Origin of the sequence: Synechococcus sp. OH30, from assembly GCF_047462175.1 — a bacterium.
In the GTDB taxonomy this organism is placed as follows: Bacteria; Cyanobacteriota; Cyanobacteriia; order Thermostichales; family Thermostichaceae; genus Thermostichus.
This window is the reverse complement of sequence record NZ_JANSIP010000002.1, coordinates 46,953-70,559: the sequence shown is the minus strand read 5'-3', so window position 1 is coordinate 70,559 and position 23,607 is coordinate 46,953. Positions and strand designations below refer to the sequence as shown.

The window sequence follows — 23,607 nt, the reverse complement described above, 5'->3', positions numbered from 1 at the left end:
AGCCCATAAGAGAGATCCATGCAGCCCCCCTCTTCCCAGATCCTAGGGTGGCTAGTGGTTTTGGCCCTGCTGAGCGCTGCCTGTGGCGGGCCGGAGAGGGATCCCGAGGCCCCGCGCCAGCCTATCTCCACCCCCCAGTTGATTTACGAAGACATCACCCTCACCCAGGCCCAGCCTGACGGTGGCTTGCTGTGGCGCTTGCGGGCACGCCTAGCCAAATACGAGCCTCCCTCGCCCGAGGGCACCCCCGTGCAGTTGGGATCCGCCCATTTGCAGGCTATCGAGGGAGAGTTTTTTGACGAAGATGACCGCGCTATTCGCGTCCGGGCCCAGCAGGGATCCGCCTACCCCAGCCAACGGCGCTTGGAATTGAGGGGACAAGTCGAGGTGGAATCCGAGCGGGATAACCTGCGCCTGCAGGCAGAGCGGCTGCAATGGCTGCCAGAACAGCGCCTCCTCGAAGCTGAGGGTCAGGTGCAGGTGGAGCTGCTGGACGGCCAGGGATCCCTGTGGGGGGATTGCTTGCGCATCGACTTTGGCCAAGCGCAGATGCAGTTGGAAAACCGGGATCCCACTCAACCTGTACGGGCAGAATATCAGGATCCAAAGCTGGAGCTGGCTGCTAGCCGTTTCTGGTGGCAATTTGGCAGGAAGGAAGTGCGGGCCCTGGGAGCCGTAGAGGTATATGCCCCCCAGCAAGGCGTGCGCCTTAGCGGCGAGGAATTGTGGGCTCCCCTGCCTCTAACTGAGTTGCGCCTGCGGGGCAATGGGAAAGCCAGAATTGCCCGCGCTAGCGGGGAGGGGTTCCTCCAGGCCCAGGAGATCCGTTGGCGCGTCGGCTCCACCCAACTGCAAGCTCTGGGCAAGGTGCGCTACCGCCAGCCTGGCCAGGCTTTTACCGTGAGTGGCGACAGGGGCTTCCTGGACTGGCAGACCAGCACTGTCCGGATGCAAGGCAACAGCCAAACCCATCTCACCCTGCCCTGAGGGCCAAAAGGCAGGCGGGAGCATGTCAGGATAGATAGAAGAACCCTCTGGGGTGGGTTGCGGTGAGGTTTCCAGAAATGGCAGAGATCCCTGTGGGGGAGCGTCCTAACATCCTGCTGATTGTCCTCGATACCCAGCGGGCGGATCGTCTCTCTTGCTACTGGTCGGAGGAAGAGCGGGCTCGCCAAGTGCCCACTAGCCCCAACCTGGATCGGCTGGCTGCAGAATCCACCCTCTTCGAGCGGGCCATTGCCCCTGCCCAGTGGACGATCCCCTCCCACGCCTCCCTGTTTACAGGAGAGTACCCCAGCACCCACCAGATCGTTCAGGCAGACCTAGAGCTAAGTCCTGCTCTACCCACCTTGGCGGAGCTGCTGAAGCGGGTTGGCTACACCACCGTGGGCTTTTGCAACAACCCCCTAGTGGGGATCCTGAAAAACGGCCTGCGGCGCGGCTTTGACACCTTCTACAACTACGGCGGGGCTCTACCCACCCGCCCCCCCGAGGGCAACCCTCTGCCCGCTCCCCTCAACCACTGGCTGGCCGCCTACACCCAGTTTTGGCGCCGCCTCTCCTACCCCGTGCAAAATGCCTTTGCTCGCTCCGACGCCCTGTTTCAGTTGGCGCTGCACCCCTGGTTTGCCTCCCTCTGGACCCGCCTGATGAACTTCAAGGGCAACACTGCCGCCTCCATTGCCGACCTCAATCGCTACTTACAGCAAATGGCCCGCCGGCCGGCGGGGGCGCCCCCCTTTTTTTGCTTTGTCAACCTCATGGAGACCCACCTGCCCTACTGGCCGCCAGAGCCTTTTGTGCAGAAATACGCTCCCTACTTCAAGAGCAACCGGGAGGCGCGGGATTTCCTGCGCCAGTACAACGCTGAGCCCTACCGCTGGATGGCACCCCTGCCGCAGCCGCTTTCTCCCCTGCAGGCGCGGGTGCTGCGGGACATCTACGATGCCGAAGTAGCCTACCAGGATTACCTGCTGGGATCTGTCTTCGCCACCCTGCGCCAAACCGGCCTGGAGCAGAACACTCTGCTAGCCATCGTTGCCGACCACGGCGAGGGCCTAGGGGAGCACGATTTCGTCGGCCACGCCTTTGTGGTATACGAAGAGCTCATCCGCGTGCCCCTGATCCTGCACTACCCCGGCTACTTTCCCTCAGGAAAGCGGGTGGCCACCCCTGTTTCCACCCGCCGCCTCTTCCATACCCTCTTGGAAGCTGCCGGCTTCCGCCCCAGCCTCTCCCTAGCTGACGGCACCCCTGGGGCTAGCCTCCGGCTCCGCCGCGAGATTGCCCGCCTTAGCCTCAGCCGTACTCTAGCGGGAGAGGATCCTGAGCAAGGAGTGGTGCTTAGCGAGGCTTTCCCACCGCAGATTCTCCTCCGGGCCATGGAAAGCCGCAACGACAGCCTCTTGCAGGCCCGCGCCTGTTACGCCACCCGCCGCGCTCTCTATGAGGGAGTGATTAAGCTCATCCAAACGGGGGAGGACGCTAGCCTCTACAACCTAGGGCAGGATCCGGGGGAGCAGCGGGATCTGCTCTTGGCCGAGCCTGGGGCTCCGGAGGTGGGATCCCTTTCTCTCCAAGCTTGGCTGGTTCGCCTGCAACAAGGGCTAAGGCGGTGGCTGGAGTGGGCTGAATCGCGCCGCCCCAGCTTGGCCCCCCGCAAAGTGGACAAGGAAAGCGATGCGGACTTGCTGCGGCGGATGCAGGAACTGGGCTACCTGGAGTAGGGCTACTCTAGATCTCCTTTTTCCCCCCAGTGATCCCGGAGGTAGCTGCTGAGATCGTAAACATCAGTTTCCTCGGGATCCGGCACTGGCCAATCCTCGTTTTGCCCACCGATGATGACGCGGGTGAGACCAATGTATTCCAAGCTGAGGGTGCGCAGGGCATTGATCAACACGTCCAGCGCCATGGCATCGGCAGTGCCTAGGTCAAACCAGCAGCGGGCCCACTTGCCCTTCTCCTCAAGGGATCCCATGTTGTGCATTAGCGAGGTCACCGGAGCCAAGTCACTGGGATACTCCAGATAGCTGAGATCCGTCTCAGCCTCCTGGACCACCAGGCGTTCGGCGTTAAATCCTCCCAGCTTGCCCAGCACGTACCACGATTCCAACACTTCCCGAAGATACTCCAGCTCCGCTGGCACAGGGGGCTCGGCAAACTCAAACCAAATCCAGAGGTTGCCTGGATCGCACTCCCGAAACTCCACTTGCATGGATAGTTTCTCTCGTACAAGCCAACTCTCTATCCTAAATCTGGCTCTTTAGCGGGGCAGCCTCCTTTTGGCTGAGCAACTTTCCCCCCTGGGAAGGCCTGCCTTTGCCTAGCCCGGGATGGCAAGATCCCCAAGGAAGCCAAAGCATCCTATACTATTGCGGCTGTCGCCCTTGCAAGGAAGCTGCCGCCTATGTCTGAACTTCTCCCCTTGCCCTCGCTCCACAACCAGGTGGCCGTAGTGACTGGAGCCAGCCGCGGCATTGGCCGGGCCATTGCCCTTCATTTGGGGGCCATTGGCGCTAAGGTAGTTGTCAACTACGCCCACTCCGCTGCCGAGGCCGAGGCGCTGGTGCAGGAGATTGCCGCCCTGGGGGGGGAAGGAATGGCCGTGGCCGCCGATGTCTCCCAGGCCGTAGAAGTGGAGCAGCTCTTTGAACAGGTGATGGAGCGCTGGGGCCGGGTGGACGTGCTGGTAAACAATGCCGGTATCACTCGCGATGCCCTCTTGCTGCGCCTAAAGCCGGAAGACTGGCAGGCGGTGCTGGATCTCAACCTCACGGGGGTCTTCCTCTGCCTGAAGGCAGCCGCCAAGATCATGGTCAAGCAGCGGCAGGGACGCATCATCAACATCACCTCGGTGGTGGGCTTGGTGGGCAACGCTGGCCAGGCTAACTACAGCGCTGCTAAAGCAGGGGTAATTGGTCTAACCAAGACAGCAGCCCGCGAGCTGGCCAGCCGCAACATCACCGTCAATGCCGTTGCCCCTGGCTTTATCACCACCCAGATGACAGAAAAGCTAGATCCCGGCCCCATTCTGGCCCAGATCCCCCTGGGACGACTGGGATCCCCAGCCGAAGTGGCGGGGCTGGTGCGCTTTTTGGCGGCTGACCCAGCGGCGGCCTACATCACGGGGCAAGTCTTTGCCATTGACGGGGGCATGGTGATGAGCTAAAGCTGTTCCGGCCCTCCCAGGCCCCAGGGACACCCAGGGTCAGGTGGGTGGCCTAGCAGGCAATCTCCCTCAGCGCTGCCTCTGCTGTGGGGCTAGGCAGGTTCCCTCTCCAGACCCAGAAATTCTACCAACTCGGCAAAGCTGTCCACCACGGCATCGGCTCCTGCCTGGCGCAGCTCCGCTGGGGTAAAGGCAGTGGTGAGGCCAACAGCAAGGCAGCCCGCCCCCTTGGCAGCGCGGATCCCGTGGGCAGAGTCTTCAACCACCAAACACACGCTGGGATCCAAGCCCACTTTGGCAGCTGTTTTCAAATAAGGCTCGGGGTCGGGCTTGGCTCGCTGGATATCTTCCGCAGTAATCACGGCGTCAAACCAGCGGTCCAGGTCAAAGCGTTGGAAAATCTGCTCCTGATCCCGACGGGTAGCAGAGGTAGTGAGGGCAAGGGCCGAAAAGCAACGGCGGCTGAGCTCCAAGAACTCCACTACTCCTGGCAGCAAAGGCACTTCTGCTAGCAGCTCGCTAAAGGCCTTGGCCTTCTCTGTAATTAGGCGTTCCACCAGCAGGGGCCGTTCCGCAGGCGGGGTGTCCGTCAGGTGTTCCACGAGATACTCAAACATGTCGCGGTCAGTGCGCCCTTTAAACTGCAGGGAGACGGGGGCCAGATCCAGAAACAGTTGGCAGCGCTCCAGGGCAATAGCCCCAGCGCGGGCATGGATTGGCTCCGAATCCACAATTACCCCGTCCATATCCAAGAAAAGGCCGGCAAGAGGTCGCACTGCCATCTCCTAGGTCCCTGCCTCCAAGGAAGGCTGCTGCCAGCCACAGAAGCGGCTAACCACCTCCCAGAGGGTCTCCAACACATTGGTGAGGGCGTGGTCACTCTCCACGGCTACCAGTTGCGCCCAGGGGCGATGGGCAACGTAGTCGCGGCTGGAGCGAATGGGGATGACTTTGTCGTGGATCCCGTGCACAATCAAAGTGGGCACAGGCCGGCGCAAAGCAGCGTCAGGGTAGCGCTGGGCGTCAGTAACAAAGCTATAGTCCAAGGGCAGCAGCCGCCCTTCTCCGTAGTGAAAAACCAGCATTTGCCCGCTGCGTTGCCAAGCTTCCGCGGCCTCAGCCCCTAGTCGCGGCAGCCAATGTTCCAAAAAGCCAAAAGCCGGCGCCAGTAACACCAGCCGTTCCACGCAAGGCTGCTGCTCAGCCACCCAGGCAGCCACTACACCGCCTAGGCTAGAGCCAATCAGGGTAACGGGAGGATGCCCCATGGCAGCCAGCTGCTCAGAAACTTGCTGGATCTGACGAGAGAGAGTGAGCTGGGTAAAATTGCCCTGGTTAAGATCTGGCACCTGCAGAGGGATCCCTAGCTGCTGCAGCCGCTGGCGGAAAAAGGCAGCCTTAACCGATTGCGGCCCAGAGCCGAAGCCGTGCAAGTAGATGACTGCCACGCTACGCTATTGCCCTGCGCCCGTGGAGAGCCAGCCCGCTCCCAACACCACACTGACGGAGAGAAAAAGGGTAGCCACCGTCCAGGTGATGCGGTTTAGGTTTTGCTCAGCGCTCTTAGGGCTGGCAAATAACTGGGCTTGCCCGCTAATACTCGACAGGCCATCTCCCTTGGGGCTATGCAACAACACCAGGATCACCAGCAAAACCGCCGAAGCAGACCAGAGGAACTCGAAAAAAGCTTCCATTGCAGAGCATCCCCCTAGGGCACATTGCTGGAGTTATTATCGCCCGGATCCCGACCTACTAGCTAACCCTAGGATTGCCCACTAGCCTCAGAGGTTGGGGCTGGGCCTTCTTGGCTCTGTCTGTCACTAGACGTAGAGAGGTGCCAAAGCCACCTCTAGCTGCAGGGTTGGGCAAGCCTGGCACTTGACGGATAGATCCCCGGCGCAAGCAGGCGTGCAAGCGACGCAGCAAGAAGAAATCCGCTTCAGAACACCCATCTTGAAATAGCCTCACATTTAGCTCGTGCTCCTGGGCAGCTGTAAGCAGACCAGTCACCATAGCTGCTTGGATAATCCGCTGGATGGCGGTTGTCCTAGCTTCACTCATAGCAGAGAAGCTCTCGAGGGAAGTCTTTGTCTATTTTCAGCAAGAGCTTCTGCTATGGGCTCCGCTAAATGGCGGATTGAATGTCCACCCTTTGAGCTGGCATGCGGAAGCTAGGCTGCTTGACCCTTCAAGTGCTGCAGGGATCGGAACAGGAGCACGATATAGGTCCAGGCAAGTGGCGTAACTGCTATCCCCCCGACCACCCCAGGTACCAACCCAAGCCCAGTCCCATCAAAGCCGAGGATCGAACCTAAGACTCCTGCAAAAACAACAAAAACAAAAAAGACAACAGCCAAAATCAAACCTGGAACCACAAGAGCCCAAAACACGCCCCACCAGCGGCCCTTGACAAGGTTCCAACTGTAGCGCAGCCCTTCTGTAGCTCCTCGATTTTCCAAGGCAATGGCACAAGGGGTAAAAACCAGCCTGACTCCCACGTAAATGCCAGGAAGGATCAAAAGGAGGGAGGCAAGGAAAGAGAGGAGTCCTACTAAGATGCTGCCGAAAACCAGAGGCACTGCCTTCGAAAGGGCCCGGTCGAGGCTGTTGCCCAGCAGAGGAGCTTGCCGCTTCAGGTGCTGATCCACCAGCCAAAAGGCTGCCCCAGCCAGGATGGGAGCAACAATTAGGCTGTAGGCCAAATTGAGGATCCCCCCAAAACGGGGGATCAGCCCTGCGACGACCGGAATGATAAAGCCAGGAGAGGCCAGAATCACCAGCAGCCCATAGATGGGGCCTACAACTTCAAACGAGCGCTGCAGAAGGGAAAACGGGTTAAGAGTAGCGCTTTGCATGGCAGAGGGATCCCTGGGGTAGACACCCTCTACATACCACACCATCCCCCTTTTTGGGCTGAGAAGGGGATTAAGAAAGTCAAAGTCTGGGTCTTTCTATACAGAAGATTTTTGTAAAATCCAAGCCGCCGCTTGTTCGCCGCTCCGCAGGGATCCCTCGATGCTGCTCTGGTGGGTGTATTCTCCAGCCCAGAGAAGGCCCGGCAGGCCACTGCCGGTGGGAACCAGGTGCTGCTGAAAACCGGGTGGCTGGACAAACTGGGCAAAAGGGATCCGATACACCCGCAGCAGGCGCAATCGTTCCAAGGGGGCTTTGGGAAAGTAGGCCTGCAGCTCGGCCCGGCAGGCTTGGGCCAGCTCCTCGTCGCCCAGAGGGGGATCCCCCAACACCGTCACCGAATAGAGGTGTTGGCCAGCAGGAGCCAGTGCTGGGCTAAGCTGAGTGAGCTGAACCCAGTGGTTGATCCAGCCTTGGCCGCTGGCGTTGAGGTACAAGTAGGCGCCACGGGTCAGGGAAAAGGGGGCACAGAAATAAAGGCAGGTCACTGCTCGTCCCTGGCTGGGGATGGGCACAGCAGCTTGAGGGCAGAGCTCGGCCTGCCAGGCCCGCGCTTGAGGGGCATCCGTGGCACAGACCACCCATTCAGCAGGGATCTCCTCGCCCTTGGCGGTGCGGATCCCGCGCACTTTTCCCTCTTCCACTAGGATGCGCTCTACCGGAGTTTGGTAGCGGATCTGCTCTGGAGCAAGGTGACTGGCCAGTTGGCGGGCGATCTCTCCCATGCCCAGCGCCGGGGTGACGATGGCTCCCTCGGCCATCATCTTGAAGTAAAAGGCAAAGAGGCGGGCGCTGCTAGCCAGATCGGGATCCAAGAGAATGCCGCGGAAAAAAGGGTAGAAGAAGTGCTGGCAGATCTTTTGGGAAAATCCGTACTCCTCCAGGAACTCTCGCACCGAGCAGTCAGATCCCCCCAGTCCTTCTTGGAAAACCTGCTCCGGCGTGCGCCGTGCCAGCTGCGCCCGCAACTGCAGCACCTTGAGCTTGTCGCCAAAGCTGGCCAAGGGGTTGAAGAGGGAAGGGACAATGCTGGCTGGATCCCGCAGGGGATCCCCCAATAGGCAAAAGCGACCGGGTTGGGCCAGCAGGGCTCCCGGCCGGTAGGGGCGGGGGGCAAGTCTGCCCAGATCCAGATGCCGCCGCACCTGGGGATAGGCCGTAAACAGCACCTGAAAGCCGCGATCCAAACGGAAGCCCTCCACCTCGTTGGTGCGCACCCGCCCGCCGGGGCCGTCGCTTTTTTCCAGGACTAGGACATCCTTCCATCCCGCCTGGCTCAGCACCTTGGCGCAGGTTAAGCCGGCCAGCCCTGCCCCGATAATGACCACTCTGCCCATGCTGCCGGGATCCCTCCTTGGTCACGTATTCACCCCAGTTGTCCACCCACTCCAGAAAATCCTCTACACTGAGTAGAGCTAGTAGTACAAGCTAACCGGCTTGCCAAGCTGTTCTCCAGGCTGGCCGTCGTGGCACCTTATGGCTTCTGTCAACCCAACCTTGCCCATTCAGTGGATCGATGCCGATTCGGGAGAGGTGGTGGACGAATGCCCCTGGGAAAGCAGTCCCCATCCAGGTACCTACGTTCAGCTTGCTGAGCAGCACTACCTGGTTTTGGAAAAGCGCCACTCCTACCAATTGCGGCAGGGCAAATACCACCTGTGCAGCATCCGCGCCCTCATTCGCCCAGTGAGCTCACCCCTCGAGATAGGCCAGCTTCTGGGAGATCCCTCCTGTCGATTTAATGCCCATTCGCCGCTGCTGCGCTGCGCCGTTAATCCCAGCGGGCCCTGCCAAGGCTGCCCCCACTACGAGCCGGTCCAACGGCGTTAGCCTTCCAGCTCCAGCGCCAGCACCTCGGTTAGGGTGCGGCTAGTTTTCTCCCGGAACTCCGCTACGCTCACCCGTCCTAGCAAATACACTGCAAGCAACATCACCGCCGCCTCCACTCCAAAGACTGTGGCATAGGCTAGGACCGAGGAAGTGGGGAAAAATAGCCGCCCCAGGTCAAGCAAAGCCCCACCGATGAGGGTAGAGAGTGCCTGCGACATCGCCTGAGCCAGGCCCCAAGCCCCAATGAAAGTGCCAGCGGTCTCAGGCGCTGTCAAGTCCAACATCAGGCTAATGGCCCCGTTGGTGGTGATCCCAGAGGCTAAGCCAAACAGGATCATACACAGCTGCAGCAGCTGTGGCTTGCCTGTAAACCCTGCGGCAATGGTCAGCCCAAAAGAAAGGGCCACCAGCAGGCAGCCCAAGCGGGCAGTTGTCTGCTTGCCCAGCTTAGGAACGATGAGAAAGCCAGTCACCACAATCCCCACCAAGACGCCTAGGCTCCAGAAGGCGTTGAGCTGGGTGCTCTGGGCCACGGTCATGCCAAACACCTCGCCGCCATAGGGCTCCAGAACCGGCTGTTGGATGAACAGGCCCATGGTCATCAGGGCCAAAAAGCTAAAAAAGATCAGGGTTTGGCGGCTGGCGGTGAGCACCTTAATGGCCGTGCCTAGGGCGATCTGGTCCTCCCGCCCGGCCATGGTGGAACGGGATCCATAGCGGGAATAGCGTTCTTCCACCCCCCAGGTGGCGATTACCCCTAGCAGGACCACCACGGCGGGAATAACCATGAAAAGGCGGTTGATCGTCGTCTGGAGATTCTCTGGATTTAGGCCGCGCAGCAGCACTGCCGAGCCAATTGCCCCCCCGGCAATGCCCACCATCAGCATCGACCAGACGATCCCCACCAACTGGGAGCGGTTGTGCTCATCGGAAACATCCACCAGCAGCGCTGCAAAAGGCGTGGAGCAGGCGCTGAGACAAAGCCCGTAGAGTGCAAACATCAAAGCGGCCAGAGCAATCCAGCCGTAGGTAGCCAGTGACCAGCCGCTACTGGCAAAGCTCTGCCCCAACCCCCACACCACCTGCACCGCTAAGAAGATGCACAGGGCAAACAGCACCGATCCCAAGCGCACATAGCCGCTACGGTGCGTCCCAAACAAAGGCTTGGCATCGGAAAGCTGCCCAAACCAGACGCGGGCTGGGGAAACCAACTGGTGCATGGCCAGGGATCCCCCTACCACTGTGGCTGGGATGGCCAAGAGCTCCGGGTCAATCATGACTCGATTGAGCACCCCCAGAGTCAGCAGCGACATCATCCCCAGGCCCATCTGAAATAGGCCTAGGCGAAACATGACGGACAAAGGCAAGGGGGAGGCAGCCGGTGGAGGGTTTTGGGCAAGAGCCGAGGCAGCCGACAAGTTGACTTCAGGATCCCGTTGGATATTGGCCATATCCGAAAAAGTCGGCAGGAGCGCTACAGCCTTTTATCGTAGCCCACGCAAACCGGGATCCCGGCAGAAGCATTGGATTGCCGAAAGCGAAACTGCCGTGCTGGCTCTCCGTAACCGGGTTATGGTCAGGGCATCCTTAGCAGCCCACTACGGGCTGGATATCGTTGACCTCACCTAGGAGGACACCAGACGGCATAAGGGATCCGCCCTCGGCCCCAACATCAGCGACATGACCATCCAGGTGCAGCAGCTCAACCCCCTCACGGGTCGCCCTGAGCTGAGCCTGATGCCGGTGATCCGCTACCCCAACTTTGCCGATCTCTCTGCCGACCTGCCCCTCGACCGCCTAAAGGTGCTGGTGCGCGTGGTGTCGCTGCGGGAGCTGCTGGGGAACCTGCGCCGCTACTTGCACAATCCCCGCTCTTGGGCCGGCAACCGGAACTCCCTGCTGGCCCCACGGGATAGCCATGTGCTGGTGAGCGCCCAGGCCGCCTTTTTGCCTATCCCTGCCGGGGGATCTGCCCAATTCAACCCGGTGCTGTTCAACTACCAATCTTATCCGGGCAACCCAGCCGTGCTGGCGATCTTGGCCACCCGCGAGGGCACCAGCATTACAGTGATCGAGAACCGCGCGGAGGAGGGATGGGGGGAGATCTGGGGCCAGCGCCTTTTCTTCAACCAAAACGGGGAACGGGCCAGCCTTACTGGGCAGCGCCTCAGCGATTTCCAAGCCCAGCAAGGCGCCAACCCAACCCCCAGGGATCCCGACTCAGCGGAAGTCCCCGAAGAAGCTCTGAACCTGGTAATGCTGAAAGCAAAAGAAAGTTGAGCAGGTCAGATACTTTACGGAGACCCTAGGCCTAGGGGACTGCTTCCCTAGCAATGTAGAAGCTGCCGTCATCGGCCACGGGGAGGTGGAAGGCCCCTTCACCGAGATCAACAACCTCAACATCGAACGGGATCCCCGCTTTCCCATTCGGGTCACCATCCAGTTTTACAAAGCCACCGACAACGGCGTGGTCTCCGCCGAGGATATGGCCCAAATTCACCGCCAGATTGACCGCGTCTATCGAGAGGCCGACTACGTGGGCAGCTTGGTGATCCAGCCAGATACGGGCCGCCCGACCGAGTACGACCGCGACGCCGAAACCGAGCGTCCCTTTCCTTGGTGGCTGCGACGCTAGCCTTTACTGCTAGTTACTTCCCGCGCCGGAGTTTCTCTACTACACTGACAACTGACCTGGTGCCAAGCGAAATGGGCCTTCCGGCTGCTGGGCTTGGCACAGGTGGTATTTGTATCTCAGCAAAACTCAGCCTCAATCCTGTCTACCGGCGAGGTTTCTGTTCCAGCTGGCTTTTGCCCAACTCTTGGGGATTTTTTCCAGTAACCCTATGGCTGACGCAATTTCTGTTCGGCGCTACGACCTTTTTGTGCAAGCCTCGCGGCTGCTGCAGCGCTACCGGCAGTTGACGCCGGAACTGCGTCCGATAGGGTTGGAGGTAGCTCTGGCTATCCAGTACCATCGCGCTCAGGCTGGCTCGGGATCCCTTCTGCCCCCAGTGGGATCCTCCCACGGCCTGCCCCTAGAGGAGGTGGCTCAGCGCATTTGCGACCCGTTTTACACCAAAACCCATCCTCTCTTGCCTACCCTGCCAGAGACGGGGGAGCCCCTGGTGTGGCCTCTGTTTAACCAAGGGGAAAATGGCCTTGTCCGGCCTCTGGCGCCGAGCAAACTGGGTGGAAAATTGGCCGAACGCCGCTGGCTCAAAGCCTGCAACAGCCAGGAGGGCATTGGCTGCCATGCCCTGGCCGCCCACTTGTGGCAGGACGAGCGTTTTCTAGCAGCAGACCGGGATCTCTGTCCCTTTCGCCTCTATGACGGGCGCTACCCCTTAAGTGTGGATCAAGGGCGGCAGACCTGTGGCTTCGACGACCACCCCTGTGGTTGGCAGCCCGGCCATCCCAAAATGCTGCAGGTGGTGGGCAAGGGCAAACAGGCCGAGATCCTGCTTCCCCCCTGGACGGACCAGATGTGGGCCATGCTCATCCCCCCCCATCGCCCCCTGCCCATCTACCCTCTCTTGGTGATGCTCTACTTCGGCCAGGAGACTCTGCAGAAGGGGCGGAGCAGCCTTTCGGTGGAACAGTTTCGCCTGGATTTTCAGTTCAGCCACTCCCAACTCCAGCTGTTGTTCGACACCCACCCTGAGCACCCTCTCAATCGCCATCTGCTTGCTTTGGCAGCGCAACCGGAGGTGGAGTGGGGATCTGCCGAGTTGTGGCCCTCTATGCCCCCTCTCCTCCATCAACCTGCTGGGGGTAAGGTGGTCTTGGATCCGGATGAGCCGCCCCAGTTTCGTAGCAGTGGGATCCCTTCCTATGCCGGGACGGACCCGCTGATGGCGGAGCGCCGCCGCCGGCGTCAGTTGGAGCGCAGCGAGCGCCACAACGAGATCTTGCACCAGTTTCGCCGTTGGTTCCGTCTAGCGGGTCTAGAGGTGCGGGAAGACCAGCACACGTTTGACTTTCTGGCGGTGGCCGACGGGCACCTGCTTTTGGCCGAGGTAAAGTTGCTGCACCACAAAGATGCCGCAGAGGCGCTGCAGGAGGTGGTGGGGCAGTTGCTTTACTACGAGCGCTTTGCTCTCACCCCCTGGATTGAACAGGGCTTTTCTGTCCAGAAGGCTGCCGTTTTCGATGGCCCGCCCCCAGATCCCTACATTCAATTTCTGGAAGACCTGGGCATCGCCACCTACTGGATCAACGAGCAGCAGATGATCGACGGGCCGGAAAGCTCACTGCGGTTGCTGCGCCAAATGGAAGTGCGGGTACGGCCAGATCCAGAGCTGGGAGATTAGGCCAATTCATCTCTGCCTTTTTTCCCAGGGTTAAGCGTTCCTAGGACTAGCTACTGCTAGCAACGACAGGCCAAAGGGTAGGGAAAACTTGGGGATCAAATAGGCTTCTGCGGCAAAAATCTCGGTTAAAAGCCGATTGGCCCAAGGCAAGGGCATTTTTAGATCTTGGCTCTGTCTGAGGTGAAGGTTCTTTTGGGCTAGGCGGATCCCTGCTGCTAATGGAAAGAGAAAGCTGTTGAAAAAGGTAAGGATATGAATTTGCAAGCCGGCGCTCCTGAGTAAGGAGAGAAGTTGCAGCCGCGTGTAGCGTCTCTTGTGGTGATTGAGCTCGTCATGGGCGCTCCACAGCCAGGGGTAGGCCGGTACTGTAATCACCATGTAGCCAGATGGCTTTAACCTCTGGATGAGGGCTTCCAGAGCTGCTTTGTCTTCCTCCAAGTGTTCCAGGACGTCCAGCAGAGCAATTAAATCAAATTGTTGAGAGCCAAAAGGGATCCGATGCGGCAATTCACCTTCGGCTACGATCCCGATCCCGCGGGCACGGGCAAGAGGCAATGCTATTTCGCTTCTTTCCATTGCGAAGACTTGGCCAAATTGAGACAACATTTCTAGGTTGCCGCCACTGCCACAGCCAGCTTCCAGGATACAAGCCTCAGGCGGAAGAGGGATCCCTGCAATAACCCGGCTGAGAATGCGGCGACGGCCCAGAAACCACCAATGTCGATCTTCTAAGGCCGCCATTTGTTCATAAGCCTTGGGATCCATAGTTGGGAACTTGTTAGGGAGAAAGCCTAGCCCTACCCCAGCGATTTTTGCGATACCAGGCGGCAACATGAGGGCACCAGGCCTCAAAGTGGGGCCAGATGAGCTCGCACAGCTCACGGATCTCCCGCTGGGCATCGGCCTTGGCCCGCAAGTCCAGGAAGTGCATCAGGCTGCGGCAGTTGAACGACACCACAAAGTGCTGTCGGATCCCGTAGCCGAGGATGCAGCGGGCATCCTCAGGCGGAACGCCACACTCTTCCACTAGGCGGCGGTAGGCAACGGCCTGGCTGCGGTATTGCTCTAGCACAATGCCCAGCGCCTCGGGGGCGATAGGTCGGATCCCGTCGCGGGTCTTGGCCTGGCCCTCCTTGATGTTGGCGGGCACGTAAAAAACCTGCTCCAGTTGGTCAGGGCTGGGATCCGATCCCAGCTCCAAAAGCTGTTGGCCGGTGTAGCGGTACGACTGGACATCGAACGACACCCCAATGCGGTGGGTGCGCGCCTGCTGCACCACCAGGTGGGGGAAGTAGCCCACCCCGAAGGTGATCTGCGGGTGCTCCAGGGGGCCGTAGTGACCACGGTCGCCCTCTAGAAGGTGCCGCACCACCGCCTCGCCAGGGTTGGCTGGCACCCGGCTTGCTGGTGTGACGTACTCGGCACTGTAGTCCTGGTGCATTGCCTGCCAGATCACCCGCTCGGGATCTGGAGTCTGGCTAAGCACCACTACCTGAAACAGGGCATCCACGGGTAGAAAGTCGTACCCTTTCCCCAAAGTATAGGGGGAAGACACCTAGAGAAGGCGGCGGGCCCGCGTCTCCTCCGCCAGCACCCCACTCAAGCTTGGATTGCTGCGCAGTAACCCCGCCACGTAGAGGGTATAGACTTTCCCCGCCTCTAACTGGAGATCAAACCGTTGCAGGGGAATGCTCCGGCTGGGAGACATCTGCCCGCCTGAGGCAGAAGGGGCTGTGGCCACCTGGATTTGGGTAAAGCCGGGGCGCATGGCTTGAAAAGTGGATACTTGCCCAAAGGCCAACTGAGGTATCAGCACTCGCCCTTGCTCCCCTTGCCATTGCAGGGGTGGGGCGTCGGGGGTAGCGTGAACAAACCGCACCAGGGCTTGATCGAACAGAGGGTTGATATTGTCTTCCAGTACCAAGACTGTGACGCGATTGGGCTCGTCGGCGGCCACCACTGAGAACACTCCCCCGCCTCTGAGGTTGGCCACAGTCCTGGCCGCAACCGTTCGCGCGACGGAGTCCTTAGAACTTGCGGGCTGGCCGGGGTTCTCAGGTGTTGAAAACAAAACAATGTCGTACTCGCCCGCCGGCATGCGCACGTATTCGCTCACCGCGCCATAGGCTACACCCTGAGCAGCCCTTACCCCTCCCACTTCCAAGTCAATCCGAGGGGCATTGGGGGCCACATGCACTAAGCGCACCTGCACTTCCGCCACCTCTGCAGAGGCTATGGGGATGGCACAACCCGCCAAAAGCCCCGTCCCTAAAGACCCACCCACTGCGCAGAGAACTGCGCTTACCCACTGTCGCACCATGTTGACGCTCACTCCTACTCCTCACACCCAACGTTCACTCGGAGAGCGAGCTGTTGAATTCCTCCAAACGAAGGGCCCTTTCGCTCCCTGCAAGGTTCACATTGGCGCAAGGGATCCCCTCTCCTGCCGCCAAAGAACCTGCTCTTGTCTTACCCCAGTTTTGCGCCTAAGACCACAGAGGGGGGCAGGATTTCTGCCTCACCTTCAAGGGATCCCGCCGACCTGCTTGCTATCGGCAGGATCTAGGCTGAGGCTAGGGGCTGCCCCCGGCAGGCTGAAGAGGCGGAAGTAGGTGCTCACGGCCAGCTCTCTAAGGGGGAAGAGCAGGTAGGTCAAGGGGTTGATGGTGACAATGATATTGCGGCAGTCGCGTTTGGCCTGGGCCAGGATCTGGGCGGCCACCCAATCGCCTGACATAACTCCAATGGGATTGAGCTGGCTCCTGAAGGGGCCGAGGATAATCTTGCGCACCACGCAGGGAGCATCCAGGCGGCGCAGGGTAACCAGATCCCCTAGGGCCCGCTTGGAGAGCTCGTAGAGGGGGCTAAAGGCAGGGCTGACCTCGGCTTCTGAGGTGTTCACCCAAACCTCTTTGGTGGCCACTTCCGGATTGTTGCGCACCGTCTGGAAAAACAGCTCCATCAGGCGCCATGCCGAGAAGGTGTTGACGGCGTAAGACTGGCGGACAGATTCGGGATCGCGTTGCCTATGGACGTTCAGGCCGTGGTTGATGACCAAGATATCGACCCGCTCCAGGAGTTCAGCCAGGGATCCCTCCTGCCCCACCTGCCAGCGAACGGTCTCCACCGGCTGGAGCTGGCCGTCCACTTCAATGGCAATCGAATCCGCATGGGAGCTAAGGGCAATGACTTTGGCTCCGTGGCGGTAAAAATGCTTCAGCAAGGCCCGGCCCAGGGTGCCAGAGGCGCCGGTGACGGCCACGCGCTTGCCCTTGAAAGAGAGACTGGTGCCCATGATCCGATCCACCAAGGTTAGGGTGCCGCAAAAGTAGGCATTGGTATCGTCGAAGTGGTGCCGCCAGTGGTAGGCGCGGTTCACATACCACTGCGCAGGAGGGGCGGGGAAAGGCCCCGGCTGGTGGGTGATATCCGTCTGCAAGGCCAGCCCCCAGCCCCGCAGCGCGCCGGCAACTAGAAAACTGGCCGAGTAGAGTACCCCCACTGCTGCTGCCAGGCCATAGAGGAGGGATCCCTGTCCCAAGAGCACCACCCAAGGGATCCCGGCTAGAACCATCGTTGCTGCCTCGGGAACATCGTGGTGCCACTGGGATTCTCGGTATAACTTGGGGTCTACCACGCTGAGATCGGGGCGGAACAGGCGGTGGTGCAGGGTGTGCTTGGGCAGCAGCCAGGGCCACTGGTGGGCCAGCCAATGGCGCACATCCCGCACGATCTCCGCCCAAAGGACGGAAGCCAAGGCAATAGTTCCAACCTCCAGCCACTGAGTTACGCTGCTAACATCCATAGGGTTTAAACCATCCTGAGCTCGCCGTTGGCGACCCTCAAAAATCATCCCAAAGATCCCTGAGACAATCATCCTAGACCGCGAGCAAGAGGGCAAACGGCTGCCTTTGGGATCCCAGCTTCTTCTGCAAGCTTGTTTTCCCTCACCCCCAGCCCCTCTCCCTGAGGGAGAGGGGAGAGAGATCAAGGGGTGGGGGGCGGAAGCTGGCGGATCTCCACGACATCTCCCACTTGCAAACCCAGGGCCGCCGCCGTCCCGCCGCGGAACTCCAGCACGCCATCTACTAACTGGTCAGGGGGTGGCCCATAAACGGGGCAGGGTTGGGCAGGGCAGCCGGGCACATCGGCAGCGATGTAGACGACCCGACCCCGATAGAGAAAGATAATGTCCAGGTTAAGCGGCGTGTTGAACATCCAGAAGGCAGCCGGCTGGGGCGGGTCGAAGGGAAACCACATGCCGCGATCAAGAGGCAAATCGGTGCGAAACATTAGGCCTAAGCGCTGCTGCTCAGGGGTGCGGGCCACTTCCAGCTCAAAGCGCTTGCCAGCAAGGGTTACTTCCGCTTCCACCGGCAGGTGCTGGGGCTGTCCTTTGGCCGGGGTCGCGCTGGCAACGGCTGCCGTCTCCTGGGCTTCTCCTCCAGCGGCGCATCCCAGCAGTAGAGCCAGGCCCAAGGCAATCCCGCCCGCTGTGACAACCTGGCGCTCTCTTACCCACCAACTCATCCCTTTCTCCTGCTGAGCTGTGCAGGCTTAATCCTACCCTCCTCTCTAGAGTTTGGCCGGGATCCCCTGCGGGCTTTGGCCTTTCGATCTCACCTCAAGCGCAGCCGCCATGGCCGGCCTGGGCAGGGGCCATCCACCCCCAACCCGATACCATAGCCATAGACTCGTTCCCCACCCGGCCAGGAGAGCCCCGATGAAAGACCTTTTGAGCATGTCCTCGGTGAGCCGGATCCCGCTGCTGGCTCTGCTGGGCCTATTGCTTTTGGGTCTCCGGCCCACCCATGGGGAAACCCCGGTGCGGATCCCGTTTGAGCCGACCGTGACCTATGGGGAAGGCTATGGAGAGGAGGCGGTGGCCCAGCAAGCCCAAAGTCGCTTTGCGCTAAAGCTATTCGATTACCTCCTCCAGCAGCAACCGCAGGAGAACCTCTTTTTCTCCCCCTTGAGCCTTCGTCTGGCTCTAAGCATGCTGTACAACGGCGCTGCTGGAGAGACCCAAGCGGCGATGGCTAAGGTGCTGGAGGCTCAAGAACTCTCCCTCAATGAGTTGAACTGGACCAATGCCCAGATGGTGCGCTGGCTGGTGGAGCGATCCCAAGCAGAAGGACCGATCCAGCTGCAAATGGCCAACGGCCTTTGGGTCGATACAACCCTCACCTTGCGCCCCTCCTTTTTGCAAGCCCTGGCCACCTATTACCAAGCAGTGGCCAATCGGGTGGAGCTGGGATCCCGCCAGACGGTGCAGGCGATTAACCGTTGGGTAGCCGAGCGCACCCAGGGCCAGATTGACCGCATCGTGGATCGCCTCAGCCGTGAAGACAGGATGGTTTTGCTCAACGCCATCTATTTCAAGGGAGAGTGGACCCAGCCCTTCGATCCGACCCTGACCAAGCCCCAGCCCTTCACCCGCGCCGATGGCCGCCGTGTCCAAGTGCCGCTGATGGCCCAATCCGGTCGCTACGGCTACCGGGAGACCGAGCAGCTCCAGGTGGTGCGCCTGCCCTATGGGGAAGGGGAACTGGCCATGCTGCTCCTGCTGCCCAAACCAGGGGTGAGCTTAGCAGCCCTGCGGGAGAAGCTTAGCCCAGAAACTTGGCAAGAATGGACGGGATCCCTGCCCACCCGCCCTGGCTCGGTGCGGATCCCCAAGTTTAAGCTGGCCTCCGAAATCGATCTGGGGCCAGCTTTGCAGCAGTTGGGCATGGGGATTGCCTTTTCCCGGCGGGCCGATTTTAGCCAACTGACCCCAGAGCCAACGCAGGTCAGCAGAGTCTTGCACAAGGCCGCCATCGAAGTCAACGAAGAGGGATCCGAGGCGGCTGCTGCCACCGGGGTAATCGTCTCCCGCACCGCCCTCGACCGGCAAGAGCCCTTCCAATTTGTAGCGGATCGCCCCTTCTGGTTTGCCATTGTGGCCTCCGGAGCCAACCGGGAGGCGCAAACTGTGCTGTTTATGGGATCCGTAGTCAACCCAGAGTAGAGGGCTATAACCCTGCTGGGACATCCGACTTGGGCGCTCCGTCCTTTTCCACGAGCAACTGAGCGCGGCTGGGGCGGCCCCACAGCACCCGCTCCTGTTTGTAGACCACCATGCCAGGGGGGGATCCCTTGGGCTTAAAGACGCACTTAGGGCGGGTATATACCACCGGCACCTGGTCGCTAAGGCGACCGCGGCTAAAATACGCCGCCAAGTCGGCAGCCGCTTGCAGATCTTCGCTTTCGGCCACAGCCCCGGGAGGCAGGCGCAGGAGCACATGGCTACCCGGGATCTCCTGGGCGTGAAACCACCAATCCTGGTCTTGGGCAAAGCGAAAGGTCAGCCGCTCATTTTGCCAGTTGTTGCGCCCCACCCAGATAGGGAAACCACTGGGGCTAGTGAAGCAATAGGGGTTGAAGCTGGCTGCAGGGGAACGTCTAGCTCCCTCCGCCTTGCTAGGACTCTCGAGGTAACCTTGCTGAATAAGCTCCGCCTCAATTTCTGCAAGGATGACCAAGTCCTGGGGATCCCGGTAGGCCTCCAGCTGCTGCAGGGCTGCCTCCACTTGCTCTAGGTAGCGGATCTCTTGCTCTGTGGCTGCTAGCAAAGGCTGGACGGCCTCCTGGGCTCGCTTTTGTTTGCGGTGTTTGCGGTAGTAGGCCTGGGCGTTGAGAACAGCGTTTTTCTCCGGATCCAGCGGGATCTTGACCATCTGGCCGCTAAAAAAGTCTGGCAGCTCTATCGAGCTTAGCCCTGGCCGCCAGAGGTGGAGATGGGCCATGAGGAGATCGGCAGCCTGCTTGGAGGCTTCTGCTTGGGCTGAGTCGGCCAACATCTTCTCGAAGTGGTCGCGCCGCTGGCGGAGTTTTTTGAGCAGGGTGGCCAGCTTTTGCCCCAGCCGCTGTCGCTCCCGCTCAAAGCGTTCGCGGTTAAGCTGGGCTTGGTAGTAGGCTTCCAGGAGCTGGTGCAAGTTGGGCTGAGAGGGATCCCCGCTAGAGCCCCTCCAGCCGAGAACAGTGTACCCCTGGGAGGTGAGTGCCGGCTCAAACCGAGCTGTTTCCAGACGGGCCAGCCAGTCCTGCCACCAAAAAAACAGCGCCTGCCACTCCTGGGGCGAGAGTTGGTTGCTGGGGGTTTGGGGGGGGATCCCAGCTTGGAGGCACATTGCCTCTGCCAAGTGCCGGCTGAGGCCGCGGTAGCAGCGCAGGAGCCGCTGAGCAATTGGGCCAGGGATTAGAGCCAGGCGCTCTTGCCACTGGGAGAAGGGCTCGCTTCGCTGCGGGATTGGGTCGGTCAGGGCAGGGGGGGCTTCGTAAGCAAGTCCCGGCTGCACGGGGCGTACCCGCGATTGCCGCTCGCTTACCCCGTGGCCACAGGCTAGGATCAGGCCTGCCTCGTCCACCAAGATGGCATTGCTGTACTTCCCCATCACTTCCAGATAAAGGTGGCGCTGCGGCGGATCCCCGGGGCGAGGGCCAAAGCGAAAGTCAATCACCCGCTCCCACTCGTCCAGCAGCGCCAGCTCCGTCAGGGCCAAGCCCCGCAGGTGCCGTTGCAGGTGTTGGCTAAATGGAAAGTCCTCTGGCTCCTTGGGAGGAGCCTGACAGAGGTGAACTCGGGCCGCCTGCGGATGCCAAGACAATAGCAAGCAAGGGCGGGCCCTAAGAGTGCGCAAGCCGATCACCACTGTCCACAGATCGGTTTGCTGGATCCACTCCACCCGCGCCGGTAACAGGGAATCCCGACCGGGCTCAGCGCGTTTTAAATCCGCCAGCACAGCACGGAGGGTGGTTAGATCAACCGGTTGCATCCCTGCTGCTCCTTAGGGAGTGGGCAACGCCCGGGACCTAAACGAGGGCCTCCTTCGCCCTAGCTGGCCCTGGCGGCAAGGTCAACCAATAGGCTTTCTGGCCCAGGTACCTTGAATTCTCAGGCAGAAACCCTAGTCCTCCTCTTCCCCTGCCTCGTCCAGATCGAGCAGCACAGCATTGAGTTGGTCAAACAGGGCTGGCGAGTCCTCTGGGTTCAGGAGGTAGGGATCCCCCCCATCGGGCAGGGCGACATAGATCAACGGCGGATCAAGGGGTGTAAAAATGCCGTACTTTTTGTCCTGGTGGAAGAAAGTAGCCAACAGTTGGAACTCCTGGGCATCTTCCTCACTTTCGCCCAGCTCAAACACATCCTCCTCCTCCACAGGGGGCAACTCTCCCTGCACCGTCAGGATGTCGAAGCCGTTTTGCTGCAGGGTCAAGTTCAACTCTCCCAAAACGGCCTGGAGGGTGGGGATGGCGGCCCGGAGCTCCTCTGGATCTGGCTCGTCGAGGATCCCTTCCATATCTGCATCCCCATTCACCGCCTGCCCGGCCTCCTCCTCTCCCTCCCACACCAGCACCTTGATGACGGCATCAACAGGGGTGGCCAAGGCATAAACCTGATCCTCAATGACCACCTGCCTCAGAATTTCGCAGGTGAGGGGCTGGTTCTGCTCGTCGCGGAGCACCAGGGTTTCGCAGGATTTAGTCATGGAAAACAGCCCAGATTAACCTTCTCCCCGCCCTCCTCTTCCACCAGAGCAAACTGCGTAGCGGTAGGGCGAGCCTTCTTGCTTTTGATTCTACGACAGCACTTACCCTATCCGGCTGCCCTTTGACGACAGCGGTGCGTAGGACTCTGCCCTGCTAACGCCGGTTGAGGTGGGATCCTGGTACTGGTTGATTGCAACCCGCAACTTACAAGAGTTCCCCCAGCTACAGAGTTGGTTGCCAACGCTTTATTTTTGTGGCGTTCCCCCAGCTCCCCTCAAGGGCTACTTCCAAAAGGACGATAGGCGGCTTGTCCCTGGGCATGAAGGCGGGGGTTTAGGTGGTCTTTCTTGGGTTAGAAACCAGCCTCGCTACGCCCTCAAGCGCTTACGGAGCTGGCCGCCGAGTCCATTGGCCAGGGATCCCAGGGGGCCCTGCTGTTTTACAAGACGGCGGAAGGGGGAGCCGGCGTCCTCCAGCGACTGGTGGAGGAGCCAGAGGCCATGGCGGAGGTGGCGCGAGCAGCCCTAGAGATCTGCCACTTCCAGCTCTTAGAAGCCGGGATCCAAGACCTGCGGCCCAAGTGCGGCGCCGCCTGCTACGAGTGCCTACTCAGCTACGCCAACCAAAGGGAGGCGCTGCAGCTGGACCGCCACCAGATCCGGAATCTCCTGGGCAAGCTGGCCGACAGCCGCTCTCGTCAAGAGCAGCTGGAGTGGCTGCGCCAGCTCATCGATCCTCGCTCGCACCTGGAGCGCCGCTTTCTGGAGTTGCTGGCCGAAGAAGGCTACCGCCTTCCCAACGACGCCCAGAAGGCCATCCCTAATCCCCGCGGCGTGGTTGACTTCTTCTACGAGCCCAACGTCTGTGTTTTCTGGAATGGCGCAGTGCATGACGAGCCCGACCAGGCTGCCCAGGATCGCCAACTGCGCTCCCAGCTTTTGGGACAGAGCTACCGGGTAATTGCCCTGCGCTACGACCAAGACCTGCAGGAGCAACTGGCCCGCTACCCAGAGGTGTCTGGCAAGGGCAATTAGTCTTGCTGGTGGGAAAACAGGTAGGCGCCCACCAGGGCCAGGATAGCTGCCAGGCTCGCTAGCACCCCCACCGTATACCAAGGGAACTCCGCAAGGGGCTGGTAGGCGGCTGCCCGCATGCCGATGCTGGCGTAGGAAAGGGGCAGGCAGTAGACCAGCACCTGCAGGTAGCCCGGCAACTGGCTGGGATCGAAAAAGGTGGCCCCCAGAAAGGACATGGGCGTAATCAAAAAGTTGGTGAGCACGCCCACACTCTCCAAGCTGGGCACCTTTAAGCCGGCGATTACCCCAATCCCGGCAAAGACGGCGCAATCCAAAAGCAACACCAACAGCGCCAGGGGATGAAGGAGGCCCCAGGCCCCCGTGCCCAGCACCCCCACCGCCAACACTCCCAGGGCCGTGAGCAGGCCGCGGGCAATGCCTGCCAACACCTTGCCCAAATGCAGCGCCAGCGGATGCACCGGCAAGAGCAGTAGCTCCTCAAAGCTCTTGGTAAACAGCCGCGATCCACAAATGGAGAAAGTAGTGCCGGCAAAGCTAATCGTCATGGCCGAAAGAGCCACCATCCCCGGCAAAATAAAGCGTAAATAGGAACCTGCCGCCGTCGATCCCGCCACGTCAGCCAGGGCCTCGGCCCCCAGGGATCCGCCCAGCCCCACCCCAAAAGCAACGATGTAGATGAGGGGGGCCACTAGCCCTGAGGCCACCACCTGCCAGACCCGCCCGCGCAGATCCAGCCAGTCGCGCCAGAAGATGGTTAAACTGTCTTCCCAGATTTGCCAATAGGGTAAAGCCAGGGCACGGCTTAGCATAGGTTTTC

The 23,607-nt window shown here is 60.5% G+C and carries 26 protein-coding genes; 10 read left to right on the top strand and 16 right to left on the bottom strand.

Features of this window, described 5'->3' with window-relative positions:
- Window positions 1–18: 18 nt before the first annotated feature.
- Together lptC and NW830_RS03145 are read left to right on the top strand one after the other, a co-directional pair.
- On the top strand, window positions 19–987 hold the full coding sequence (gene lptC / locus NW830_RS03150; RefSeq protein ID WP_414362880.1) for an LPS export ABC transporter periplasmic protein LptC: 969 nt from the start codon (window positions 19–21) through the stop codon (window positions 985–987).
- A 77-nt stretch (window positions 988–1,064) separates the two neighbouring features.
- Complete coding sequence (locus tag NW830_RS03145; protein ID WP_414362879.1) at window positions 1,065–2,726, top strand: sulfatase; 1,662 nt, start codon at window positions 1,065–1,067, stop codon at window positions 2,724–2,726.
- Between the two features lie 2 nt (window positions 2,727–2,728).
- Here the strand turns inward: NW830_RS03145 and NW830_RS03140 are convergent, their stop codons facing one another.
- Complete coding sequence (locus NW830_RS03140) at window positions 2,729–3,214, bottom strand: DUF3531 family protein (RefSeq protein ID WP_414362878.1); 486 nt, start codon at window positions 3,212–3,214, stop codon at window positions 2,729–2,731.
- 210 nt (window positions 3,215–3,424) lie between these two features.
- Here NW830_RS03140 and fabG point away from each other — a divergent pair, with 210 nt between their 5' ends.
- A complete protein-coding gene (gene fabG, locus NW830_RS03135; protein ID WP_414362903.1) occupies window positions 3,425–4,168 on the top strand; it encodes a 3-oxoacyl-[acyl-carrier-protein] reductase in 744 nt (247 codons plus the stop codon).
- A 92-nt stretch (window positions 4,169–4,260) separates the two neighbouring features.
- Here the strand turns inward: fabG and NW830_RS03130 are convergent, their stop codons facing one another.
- From NW830_RS03130 to NW830_RS03105, 6 genes are all read right to left on the bottom strand, one after another.
- A complete protein-coding gene (locus tag NW830_RS03130) occupies window positions 4,261–4,950 on the bottom strand; it encodes an HAD family hydrolase (protein WP_414362877.1) in 690 nt (229 codons plus the stop codon).
- Between the two features lie 3 nt (window positions 4,951–4,953).
- Entirely contained in the window at window positions 4,954–5,616 is a 663-nt protein-coding gene (locus NW830_RS03125; protein ID WP_414362875.1) for a YqiA/YcfP family alpha/beta fold hydrolase, read from the bottom strand.
- 6 nt (window positions 5,617–5,622) lie between these two features.
- Entirely contained in the window at window positions 5,623–5,862 is a 240-nt protein-coding gene (secG, locus tag NW830_RS03120; RefSeq protein ID WP_414362873.1) for a preprotein translocase subunit SecG, read from the bottom strand.
- Between the two features lie 58 nt (window positions 5,863–5,920).
- Window positions 5,921–6,229, bottom strand: coding sequence for a hypothetical protein (locus tag NW830_RS03115; protein WP_414362871.1), 309 nt, complete (start codon window positions 6,227–6,229; stop codon window positions 5,921–5,923).
- Window positions 6,230–6,339: 110 nt separating this feature from the next.
- Window positions 6,340–7,023, bottom strand: coding sequence for a glycerophosphoryl diester phosphodiesterase membrane domain-containing protein (locus NW830_RS03110; RefSeq protein ID WP_414362869.1), 684 nt, complete (start codon window positions 7,021–7,023; stop codon window positions 6,340–6,342).
- 96 nt (window positions 7,024–7,119) lie between these two features.
- Window positions 7,120–8,418 (bottom strand): FAD-dependent oxidoreductase, encoded by a 1,299-nt coding sequence (locus NW830_RS03105; RefSeq protein WP_414362867.1) that lies wholly within the window; start codon window positions 8,416–8,418, stop codon window positions 7,120–7,122.
- A gap of 139 nt (window positions 8,419–8,557) precedes the next feature.
- On the opposite strand from NW830_RS03105, the gene NW830_RS03100 reads away from it, so the two are divergent.
- The gene (locus NW830_RS03100; RefSeq protein ID WP_414362866.1) at window positions 8,558–8,911 is read left to right on the top strand and encodes a DUF6464 family protein; all 354 of its coding nucleotides are present in this window, start codon (window positions 8,558–8,560) and stop codon (window positions 8,909–8,911) included.
- Here the strand turns inward: NW830_RS03100 and NW830_RS03095 are convergent.
- Window positions 8,908–10,362 (bottom strand): BCD family MFS transporter, encoded by a 1,455-nt coding sequence (locus NW830_RS03095; protein ID WP_414362865.1) that lies wholly within the window; start codon window positions 10,360–10,362, stop codon window positions 8,908–8,910. The two genes, NW830_RS03100 and NW830_RS03095, sit on opposite strands and share 4 nt — an antisense overlap.
- Between NW830_RS03095 and NW830_RS03090 the strand changes: the two genes are divergently transcribed.
- The 4 genes from NW830_RS03090 to NW830_RS03075 all read left to right on the top strand — a co-directional run bounded on the left by NW830_RS03090 (window position 10,355) and on the right by NW830_RS03075 (window position 13,221).
- Window positions 10,355–10,540, top strand: coding sequence for a hypothetical protein (locus tag NW830_RS03090; protein ID WP_414404552.1), 186 nt, complete (start codon window positions 10,355–10,357; stop codon window positions 10,538–10,540). The genes NW830_RS03095 and NW830_RS03090 overlap by 8 nt on opposite strands.
- Before the next feature lie 51 nt (window positions 10,541–10,591).
- Window positions 10,592–11,191, top strand: coding sequence for a hypothetical protein (locus NW830_RS03085; protein WP_414362863.1), 600 nt, complete (start codon window positions 10,592–10,594; stop codon window positions 11,189–11,191).
- A gap of 85 nt (window positions 11,192–11,276) precedes the next feature.
- Complete coding sequence (locus tag NW830_RS03080) at window positions 11,277–11,546, top strand: hypothetical protein (protein ID WP_414362862.1); 270 nt, start codon at window positions 11,277–11,279, stop codon at window positions 11,544–11,546.
- A 208-nt stretch (window positions 11,547–11,754) separates the two neighbouring features.
- Window positions 11,755–13,221: a hypothetical protein gene (locus NW830_RS03075; protein ID WP_414362861.1), complete on the top strand. Its 1,467-nt coding sequence runs from the start codon at window positions 11,755–11,757 to the stop codon at window positions 13,219–13,221.
- Between the two features lie 30 nt (window positions 13,222–13,251).
- Here the strand turns inward: NW830_RS03075 and NW830_RS03070 are convergent, their stop codons facing one another.
- The 5 genes from NW830_RS03070 to NW830_RS03050 all read right to left on the bottom strand — a co-directional run bounded on the left by NW830_RS03070 (window position 13,252) and on the right by NW830_RS03050 (window position 17,751).
- Window positions 13,252–13,986, bottom strand: a complete 735-nt coding sequence (locus NW830_RS03070; RefSeq protein ID WP_414362860.1) for a class I SAM-dependent methyltransferase — start codon at window positions 13,984–13,986, stop codon at window positions 13,252–13,254.
- A 13-nt stretch (window positions 13,987–13,999) separates the two neighbouring features.
- The gene (gene thyX / locus NW830_RS03065; RefSeq protein WP_414362901.1) at window positions 14,000–14,731 is read right to left on the bottom strand and encodes an FAD-dependent thymidylate synthase; all 732 of its coding nucleotides are present in this window, start codon (window positions 14,729–14,731) and stop codon (window positions 14,000–14,002) included.
- A 45-nt stretch (window positions 14,732–14,776) separates the two neighbouring features.
- A complete protein-coding gene (locus NW830_RS03060; protein WP_414362858.1) occupies window positions 14,777–15,553 on the bottom strand; it encodes a DUF4397 domain-containing protein in 777 nt (258 codons plus the stop codon).
- A 192-nt stretch (window positions 15,554–15,745) separates the two neighbouring features.
- On the bottom strand, window positions 15,746–17,026 hold the full coding sequence (locus tag NW830_RS03055) for a bifunctional sterol desaturase/short chain dehydrogenase (RefSeq protein ID WP_414362856.1): 1,281 nt from the start codon (window positions 17,024–17,026) through the stop codon (window positions 15,746–15,748).
- 182 nt (window positions 17,027–17,208) lie between these two features.
- Complete coding sequence (locus NW830_RS03050; protein WP_414360793.1) at window positions 17,209–17,751, bottom strand: DUF192 domain-containing protein; 543 nt, start codon at window positions 17,749–17,751, stop codon at window positions 17,209–17,211.
- 193 nt (window positions 17,752–17,944) lie between these two features.
- On the opposite strand from NW830_RS03050, the gene NW830_RS03045 reads away from it, so the two are divergent.
- Window positions 17,945–19,231 carry a serpin family protein gene (locus NW830_RS03045; RefSeq protein ID WP_414360791.1) on the top strand — a complete coding sequence of 429 codons (1,287 nt, stop codon included), beginning with the start codon at window positions 17,945–17,947 and terminating at the stop codon, window positions 19,229–19,231.
- 4 nt (window positions 19,232–19,235) lie between these two features.
- On the opposite strand, the gene NW830_RS03040 is transcribed toward NW830_RS03045, so the two are convergent.
- Window positions 19,236–21,038 (bottom strand): NFACT family protein, encoded by a 1,803-nt coding sequence (locus NW830_RS03040; RefSeq protein ID WP_414360789.1) that lies wholly within the window; start codon window positions 21,036–21,038, stop codon window positions 19,236–19,238.
- A 132-nt stretch (window positions 21,039–21,170) separates the two neighbouring features.
- Window positions 21,171–21,752 carry a DUF3727 domain-containing protein gene (locus NW830_RS03035; RefSeq protein ID WP_414360788.1) on the bottom strand — a complete coding sequence of 194 codons (582 nt, stop codon included), beginning with the start codon at window positions 21,750–21,752 and terminating at the stop codon, window positions 21,171–21,173.
- A 393-nt stretch (window positions 21,753–22,145) separates the two neighbouring features.
- On the opposite strand from NW830_RS03035, the gene NW830_RS03030 reads away from it, so the two are divergent.
- Window positions 22,146–22,787: a DUF1998 domain-containing protein gene (locus tag NW830_RS03030; RefSeq protein WP_414360823.1), complete on the top strand. Its 642-nt coding sequence runs from the start codon at window positions 22,146–22,148 to the stop codon at window positions 22,785–22,787.
- Here NW830_RS03030 and NW830_RS03025 read toward each other — a convergent pair.
- A complete protein-coding gene (locus NW830_RS03025; RefSeq protein WP_414360785.1) occupies window positions 22,784–23,599 on the bottom strand; it encodes an ABC transporter permease in 816 nt (271 codons plus the stop codon). The two genes, NW830_RS03030 and NW830_RS03025, sit on opposite strands and share 4 nt — an antisense overlap.
- Window positions 23,600–23,607 lie beyond the last annotated feature (8 nt).